This window comes from Endozoicomonas sp., assembly GCF_051008435.1.
GTDB lineage: Bacteria > Pseudomonadota > Gammaproteobacteria > Pseudomonadales > Endozoicomonadaceae > Endozoicomonas_A.
The window spans coordinates 1-2939 of the sequence record NZ_JBPCXO010000185.1; the positions used below are offsets into that span (position 1 = coordinate 1).

2 protein-coding genes are annotated in these 2939 nt (G+C 45.1%); both read left to right on the forward strand.

The genetic code is table 11. From position 1 onward, the window contains the following. The first annotated feature begins 323 nt into the window (after positions 1-323). A complete protein-coding gene (locus tag ACR2PX_RS09250; protein ID WP_433999072.1) occupies positions 324-761 on the forward strand; it encodes a hypothetical protein in 438 nt (145 codons plus the stop codon). Positions 762-1276: 515 nt separating this feature from the next. Next, positions 1277-2860, forward strand: a complete 1584-nt coding sequence (locus ACR2PX_RS09255; RefSeq protein WP_433999073.1) for a lipoxygenase family protein — start codon at positions 1277-1279, stop codon at positions 2858-2860. Positions 2861-2939 lie beyond the last annotated feature (79 nt).

Genomic DNA, 2939 nt, shown 5'->3' on the forward strand with positions numbered 1-2939 from the left:
CCGGTTTGAGACAGTTTTTATGATTATTTGAGGCGAATAGCGAGCTATTCAACGAAAAGAATCATAAAAAATGGCCAAATCAGGCTTTTTCGCAGTAGGTCAGTGGTAAGTCCGACAGGCTCCTAGATATCTATACACCCAATAGATTCAACGAATGGCCTGATGGAAAGAGCTCCACTACAACTTTATTCGAGAACGGTTGGTCATACTTCGACCAACCTTGGGGCTTTGGAGATATTGGAGGTATAGCCCTTCAGATTATTGTTCAAAGGCTTTCCCCTCAATATGCTGAAATACGTTCTTTATTCAACAAAAGCGACGCAATGAAACTCATTTTCTACAGCGCCGAGGATTTTTGTGGGGCACGAAACAAAAAATTATTAAAGAAATACGAGAATCAGAAGATTGAAACGCCATTCACCTCTCCACCGTCGCTTTGGATTTATCCAAAGCAGCCCGAGGATATCAGTCTTCTAAATATAAACGACCATCACTGGATGATGAGCCAAGAATCTACTGGAGAAAGAAGTAGCTGGACCCGAGATTACCACCTCCCCATAGGGGACCGACATATGTTGATGATATCTATGAGGGCCACCAGTTATGGTGAATTCTACAGTGATGAACACAATGTCCCCCAAGAATGTGAGAAAACAGTCAAGGCATTCATGGAGAACGTTCATGTGGAGCTTTCGGAGGAAGCGATACAACAAAGAGAAAAAGCGATCAGTCAGTTTCAGCAAACTGCTGAAAAAGCCTAATTTTTAAACGCCGAATGTTGTACCTTCCACAGAACTCTTATATGAAATATAGGAGAAGTAATACGCTCCTTCGTTAGGAATACGAAACTAGAATATAAAATCACTTCATCCAATCGTAGACACTTATCTGATTATTCACCTTATCTGATATGTGACTACCCCTTCATAATTCACACTCTATTCTTTTCAGTCGTAATACTCTCCGCATTGGCGATACAGGCCGGAGCAATCTTTTGCTTTTTACCAAGTGGGTCGAATCTATGCACTCTTTCTTCAGAGTTGTTTGTAGTTCAGCCATTGTCCTGCTGTATTTTCTCTCCAATCCCAGTTAGGCTGAGCCCAAAGTAGCTAAAATCGTCGATACCAGCGAGCTGGAAAAACACTGCATCCAACCTCCCGAGACCAGAAAGGAAAGCGACCCACCTTATTGCAGCCCACCCGTCTCTCGTCGTTCAATGTCGATACCCACTTTGCCTCATTATGACGATCCGAAAACAAAGGAAATGCGCCAAAGGATGTTGAAGCGTGAAAGGAAACAGTACCAGTGGAGTTATGATCTGGAGTCTCTGAAAGGCATTCCGGCTTTAAAGGTCACTCCTTATGAGGTGCAACCTAATAGCCGCTGGCATAAAGAAGTCGCTAAAACAGTTGCCAAAGTAGGCGCCAATGCAGCAGCTAATGGCATCACATCCTATTTTTCCGGCAAGGATGAGGAAGAAGAGCTGGATGAAGAAGGAGTTCCTACTTCCTTTCGTGAAGAAATTCTCATGGATATCGCCGATTTTCTAACAGGGGTATTAAGTGACGAAGAACCTGTTCAGCCCTCAAGAAAACTGGATGATTATGACCAGCTCTTCAGCTTAATCTCCAAACCGACAAGCCACAAAATATTCCATTCTGACCCATACTTCGCACAGCTCAGACTAGCGGGCCCTAACCCAATGCTGATCACGTTGGTACATGAGTTACCCACCAAACTTGCTGTGACTGATACTGGTTTTCAACTGGCATTGAAAAATGCTGACTCTCTATCCACTGCCCTGTCTGAAAAACGGGTATTTATTGTCGATTATCATGAGTTATTGCCACTGGCCAAACACCCTAATGATGCAGTCAAACAAGTCTTTGCTCCCATTGCCCTTTTTTGTCTGACGCCTGATCGAACTGAGTTGCTGCCGGTCGCCATCCAATATGGACAAGACCCTAAAAACTCCAAAGTGGTTTACGCAGAAAATCTACGAGGAGCACCGGGCTACTGGCCATGGCAAGCAGCCAAAACCATTGTTCAGGTCGCTGACACCAACCACCATGAGCTTATTGTTCACCTGGGTCGCACGCACCTGATAGCAGAAGCTATATCTGTGGCAGTCCATCGAGACCTGGCCCCGATACACCCTCTCTATAAACTGTTGATTACTCACTTCGAAGGCACTCACACGATCAATGCGCTAGCCGCTGCCACCCTGATCAACAAGGATGGCATCATTGATAAAATGTTTGGCGCCAAAATAGAGTGGGCCCAGCATCTGGTAGCCGAGGATCGACATAAGTTCGATTTTACTGCCAACATGCTGCCTGAAAATCTGAAGCTTAGAGGTGTAGACACCCTTTCCATTTTGCCAGATTATCCATACCGTGATGATGGTTTGTTAGTTTGGAATGCCATACAAGAATGGGTGAATGAATACATTAAGATCTACTACTTCTCTGATGTCGATGTATCCACTGATAAGGAACTTACAAGCCTACTGGAAGCACTTGAGCTGAATGGCCAACTGAGAAACCTTCCCACAGTTTCTACCCGGGAAGAGTTGGGGGCGTTTCTGACTATGATTATCTTTACGTCATCTGCCCAGCATGCAGCGGTTAATTTTCCCCAGAAGGACCACATGACGTATGCACCATCAACCAGTGGCGCAGTCTGGGGTAATAATACTGAACAGGTCAACAGTCAGGAAGATTGGCTGACTATGCTTCCACCCATAGATGTCGCCAGAAGACAGTTTAATGTGCTGTATTCGCTTGGGGATATTCGACATACGAAACTGGGTGATTATCGGTTGAGCGTAAAACCCCGTACTTTGAGTGCGGGGATGTAAGCTCGTCGGCGATAGCCGACTAATGCGGTGTTCTCTGCTGCTGAACGTACTGTTTGATGACTTCTATAGGAGCGCCACC